The organism is Pseudogemmobacter sp. TB195 (assembly GCF_058313095.1).
The window spans coordinates 1-3,853 of record NZ_JBZEGG010000067.1 but is presented as its reverse complement, the minus strand read 5'-3'; the positions used below and the strand labels follow the sequence as shown (position 1 = coordinate 3,853).

The following is a 3,853-nucleotide window of genomic DNA, read 5'->3' as shown; positions in this document are numbered from 1 at the left end:
TTGGTCTGCTTCATGCCATCGCTCTTGCGCGGCAGAATGATCCCAACCCGCTGATGAAGCCCCATGCCCGCCCGCTCATCGAGGCGCTGGAAGAAGCCACCGACATCTTGAACACCATCATCAGCGGCTGAGAGTGACATGGTCCGCAAACGCATCCCCCTCGTGACACGGCCGGATCAGGCCTATTCGTTCAGTCTGACCCAACAAAACACGACGAACCCGGCGCAGACGCGAGACAGAGACGAACCAGCCAGCGCGGCCGAGGCCCGTGCGCCGGCGCAGCTGAGCGCCAACGCCGCATCGGAGGATCAAGCCTCAAGAGATGACTCGAAAGCCTCGATCCAAGTCGACGTGCGCGTGAACGCGTTGAAGCGCCAGGAACAAGGGCTGGTTGCCTGCGGCATTGCCCCCCGACAGGTGATCCGGGCCGCCCTGCGGAAGGCCGTCAAGAAGTGGGGGCTCTCAGCAACATATGCCATCCCCTCCAGTGACAGGCGGGCAAGTCAGGCAAGCTGGACCGTCAGGACCAGCGTCGCAGTGCCCGCCGCAATCTTTGATCGGCTGCTTGCCGATCAGGACCCTCTGGGGGTCGACAGCCGGTGGTCATTGGTGCGGGGTCAGCTGGAGCCGCTGGTCTGGGCGGAAATCGATGCTCTCCTCGCATCGCTCAGTGACGACTCCGACGATGTCCGCTGACCCACGCTGGCAGGGGCTATTCAGGCCCTGACGCTGGCTGGTTCAGGATCAGACCGCGCTTGGTAGCGATTGCCACTGCCTGTACCGAGTTCCGCGCCCCGAGCAGGTTCCTTATCCGCTCCAGGCGCTTCTTTATGGTCTCGGTACTGACGCCCTGTCGATGCGCGACTTCCTTATAGGGCAAACCGTTCGCCAGATCAGAAAGGATAGCACGCTCCATCTCTGAAAGCGGTCTTGCCGCCTCGATAGAGGCGAGCAGCTGTTTGAATATGCCCTCAACCTCGTCCAGCTCACCGTCGGTCAGTTCCCGATCCTCGCGGGCGCAAAACAGGCAGCTGAGCGTGCCATATTCTTCAATGCGACTGCGAGAAACGCCGCAACCATAGTTGAGGCCATACTCGCGCGCGTGATCCATTATCAGAGTGCCAGCAGGCGAGAGCTTTTCGACCGGCACTTCACTCCATCTGATGCGACCTGAATGCGTCCTGGCCCAGAGATTGACCGGATCAAACATCGCATATTGCCGCTCAGTGTAAATCTCGACCCAACGCTCCGGATAGGTGGAGACATAATGCTCTGGCGTCAAACTGCGCACATGGATGACGAGTGAATAGCCCATCGGTGCAATTGCCCGCAGCCGGGCATCCAAATGGGCCATTTCCGGAACAATAGTCCAAACCATTACCCCTCCCGCACGAGAAAATGTGCAGTCCTCAAACAGCGATACCAAAAAGGGTAACGGCATGGCCGCTCCCCCACCGTTATGTCAGGTTGTGATGAAAGCGCGCGCAAATCAACCGTGAAGCGACCTTGCGAAAAGGGTTCCGATCGCCAGCCAGCGAAGTTCTGTGACAGTCGAGGCAAGTATTATGAACGTGCAGACCAGTGACCATCGCGGCGGCTCATGCCGCACCAACCGCATCGAGGCCCGGCCAATCGCCCGGCTGCGCCACAAGGACGATGGCAGGGTCATTGGCCTGGTTTATGAATGGAACACAGGCGAGACGCAGACGGCTTGGTTCGGCAAGGCCGAGCGCAGCTTCGTGACAGAAGAGTTGCGCTGAGGGCCATTGCTCGCCGGCAAGATGAAAGGCCCCGGCCTTTCGACCGGGGCCCTGGTTGGGGGGATTACTCCCCCCGGCGGCTGTTCGGGCGCGACCAGATCAGGCTCGAGCCCTCGCCGTCCTCGTCGTCGAAGAGGTTGGCGTAGATCGGGTGCGAGAAGCTCGGATCGTCCAGCTTCAGGCCCAGATAGTCCCGGCCCTCGGTCGAGCGCTTCGACCAGGCGGCACCGATCTCCGCGCGGCCCACCAGGATCCGGTGCGAAGGTGCGTTCTCGCCCGAGGCCCGCAGGTCGGGGACGATGCGCACGCCCTTGGCCTGCACGCTCAGGGTGACGATCTCGCCGGTGTATTCGTTGCCGGTCTTCTTGAAGGTGCCGATGGTCGCCATTGTCTGTCTCCATTCTCTCGTGTTCGGGCCCGCTCCATTGCGGCCTCGATGGCGATCGACAGGCCGGGGACGACGGCCGGCGCAGTCCCGTCCGGGACCCTGACAGCACAGGCAGGGCTTTCTTGTCTTCCGCGAGGAATGACGGCACCGCCGGCAGGGGAAGAAAGTTCAACGACGCTGTTGCGCCGAGACGTCGAAGCGCGGCTTCCGCGCTGTTCTTCGGCCAGATCAGCCCATCACAGAGGACGCATGCGAGCGGTCCCGTCACCCCAGAGAGACAGGAGACAGCGGCGATCCTGAAGGAACCGGCAGGAAGGCGCCAAAGGCAACCACCGGCGATGGTCACCCCAGCTGTAAACAGGCGGGCTTGCGCCCCTCCCCGCCGACCTGCGGGCCACGGGCACCGCACCGCATCAGACCGGAAACTGGGCGGGCCACCGGATCGGCACCTGCCGCCCGAGTGCTCGACCGGGAAGAGGGACAGGGCCGGAAGCGAGATCAGAGCGTGCCACTGGTCCGCAGAACCCAACGATCAAAGAGGCCGGAAAGAGGGAAAGACTGAGCCCTGTGCGCTCATGACGACGGGAAAATCCGACCGACAGCCAACCCGGCGAAAAGCAGGAAGGCCGCGCCATGAACGCCGCAAGGATTGATAACAGTTATCAAGCGTGGCATTGTGAAACCAGCAATAGCGGAGGCCGCGATGATCAGTGCCGATCTGGGAACACAGCTGGAGAGCTTTGTGACAAAGCTGGTCGAAACCGGCCGCTACAATTCCAAGAGCGAGGTCCTGCGCGAAGGCATCCGCCTGATCCAGGAGCGAGAAGCCCGCCTTGCTGTCCTGGACCAGGCCCTGGCCAGGGGGCTTGCAGATGCTGATTCCGGGCGGGTCAAACCGGCCGGCGACGTCTTCGCGCGGCTTGAGGCCAAGTATCAGGCGATGGGCAAACCCGCGAAATGATCGTCGAGATCACCGCTGAGGCCGAAGCGGATCTGGAAGCCATCGGCGACTACATCGCACGCGACAATCCCGCACGCGCTATCAGCTTCGTGCGTGAACTCGGCCGAAGCTGCATGGAACTCGCCGAGTTCCCCGAGGCCTGGCCGATTGTCCCACGCTATGAGACGCAAAGCATCGGGCGCCGCGTTCATGGCCGGTACCTGATCTTCTACCAGATCCGCGGGGATCAGGTGACAGTGCTTCATGTCGTGAACGGCGCGATGGACGTTGACGCGATCCTGTTCCCGCAAGGCTGAGATCAGTGAACAGCGCCGCAGCATTTCTTGTACTTGCGCCCGGAGCCGCAGTTGCACGCATCATTGCGACCGGGCTTCGGTGCCGCTGAGGGCGCAGCAGCCAGATTGGAGGCCAGCGGCAGACCGGGCATGGATTTCGCCGTATGCGCCTTGGCGAAGGCGTTCAGATCCTCGACCATATCGGGGATCAGATCATGGGCCTCGCGCGACAATTTTGTAGCCTTCCAGCCTTTCCCTTCGGCGAACCCGGTCGAGATACGCGAGAGTTTGCCTGCGAGATCCAGCGCCTTCTTCGCCCGCCGGTCCTTGCTGTCCTCAATCAGATCCCAGGCGTCAGGCCGCAGTCGCATCGCCGCGACGAAACCCATCATCCAGAACTCCCAGATGATGTCCCCGTTGCGCTGATCCTCGTCGAGGACAGGGAAATACTCCCCCGGGATCATCAGCA

At 62.1% G+C, this 3,853-nt stretch carries 7 protein-coding genes; 4 read left to right on the top strand and 3 right to left on the bottom strand.

Translation table 11 applies throughout. The features are described 5' to 3' along the window. Positions 1-138: 138 nt before the first annotated feature. A complete protein-coding gene (locus tag AC4FS3_RS28455) occupies positions 139-696 on the top strand; it encodes a hypothetical protein (RefSeq protein WP_491023330.1) in 558 nt (185 codons plus the stop codon). A 16-nt stretch (positions 697-712) separates the two neighbouring features. Here the strand turns inward: AC4FS3_RS28455 and AC4FS3_RS28450 are convergent, their stop codons facing one another. After that, positions 713-1,378 (bottom strand): helix-turn-helix transcriptional regulator, encoded by a 666-nt coding sequence (locus AC4FS3_RS28450; protein WP_020952612.1) that lies wholly within the window; start codon positions 1,376-1,378, stop codon positions 713-715. A 187-nt stretch (positions 1,379-1,565) separates the two neighbouring features. Here AC4FS3_RS28450 and AC4FS3_RS28445 point away from each other — a divergent pair, with 187 nt between their 5' ends. Next, complete coding sequence (locus AC4FS3_RS28445; RefSeq protein ID WP_226937104.1) at positions 1,566-1,760, top strand: hypothetical protein; 195 nt, start codon at positions 1,566-1,568, stop codon at positions 1,758-1,760. 64 nt (positions 1,761-1,824) lie between these two features. Here the strand turns inward: AC4FS3_RS28445 and AC4FS3_RS28440 are convergent, their stop codons facing one another. Next, positions 1,825-2,148: a DUF736 domain-containing protein gene (locus AC4FS3_RS28440; protein ID WP_290686357.1), complete on the bottom strand. Its 324-nt coding sequence runs from the start codon at positions 2,146-2,148 to the stop codon at positions 1,825-1,827. Positions 2,149-2,851: 703 nt separating this feature from the next. On the opposite strand from AC4FS3_RS28440, the gene AC4FS3_RS28435 reads away from it, so the two are divergent. Further along, positions 2,852-3,109, top strand: a complete 258-nt coding sequence (locus AC4FS3_RS28435; RefSeq protein ID WP_290686354.1) for a type II toxin-antitoxin system ParD family antitoxin — start codon at positions 2,852-2,854, stop codon at positions 3,107-3,109. Then, a complete protein-coding gene (locus tag AC4FS3_RS28430; RefSeq protein WP_491023329.1) occupies positions 3,106-3,405 on the top strand; it encodes a type II toxin-antitoxin system RelE/ParE family toxin in 300 nt (99 codons plus the stop codon). The genes AC4FS3_RS28435 and AC4FS3_RS28430 overlap by 4 nt, the downstream gene beginning before the upstream one ends. 2 nt (positions 3,406-3,407) lie before the next feature. On the opposite strand, the gene AC4FS3_RS28425 is transcribed toward AC4FS3_RS28430, so the two are convergent. Further along, on the bottom strand, positions 3,408-3,853 hold a 446-nt coding region (locus AC4FS3_RS28425; protein ID WP_491023328.1), incomplete at its 5' end, for an SEC-C metal-binding domain-containing protein.

Coding starts and splice junctions, on each gene's coding strand:
- AC4FS3_RS28455 (WP_491023330.1), top strand. CDS start 139: ATGGTCCGCAAACGCATCCCCCTCGTGACACGGCCGGATCAGGCCTAT.
- AC4FS3_RS28450 (WP_020952612.1), bottom strand. CDS start 1,378: ATGGTTTGGACTATTGTTCCGGAAATGGCCCATTTGGATGCCCGGCTG.
- AC4FS3_RS28445 (WP_226937104.1), top strand. CDS start 1,566: ATGAACGTGCAGACCAGTGACCATCGCGGCGGCTCATGCCGCACCAAC.
- AC4FS3_RS28440 (WP_290686357.1), bottom strand. CDS start 2,148: ATGGCGACCATCGGCACCTTCAAGAAGACCGGCAACGAATACACCGGC.
- AC4FS3_RS28435 (WP_290686354.1), top strand. CDS start 2,852: ATGATCAGTGCCGATCTGGGAACACAGCTGGAGAGCTTTGTGACAAAG.
- AC4FS3_RS28430 (WP_491023329.1), top strand. CDS start 3,106: ATGATCGTCGAGATCACCGCTGAGGCCGAAGCGGATCTGGAAGCCATC.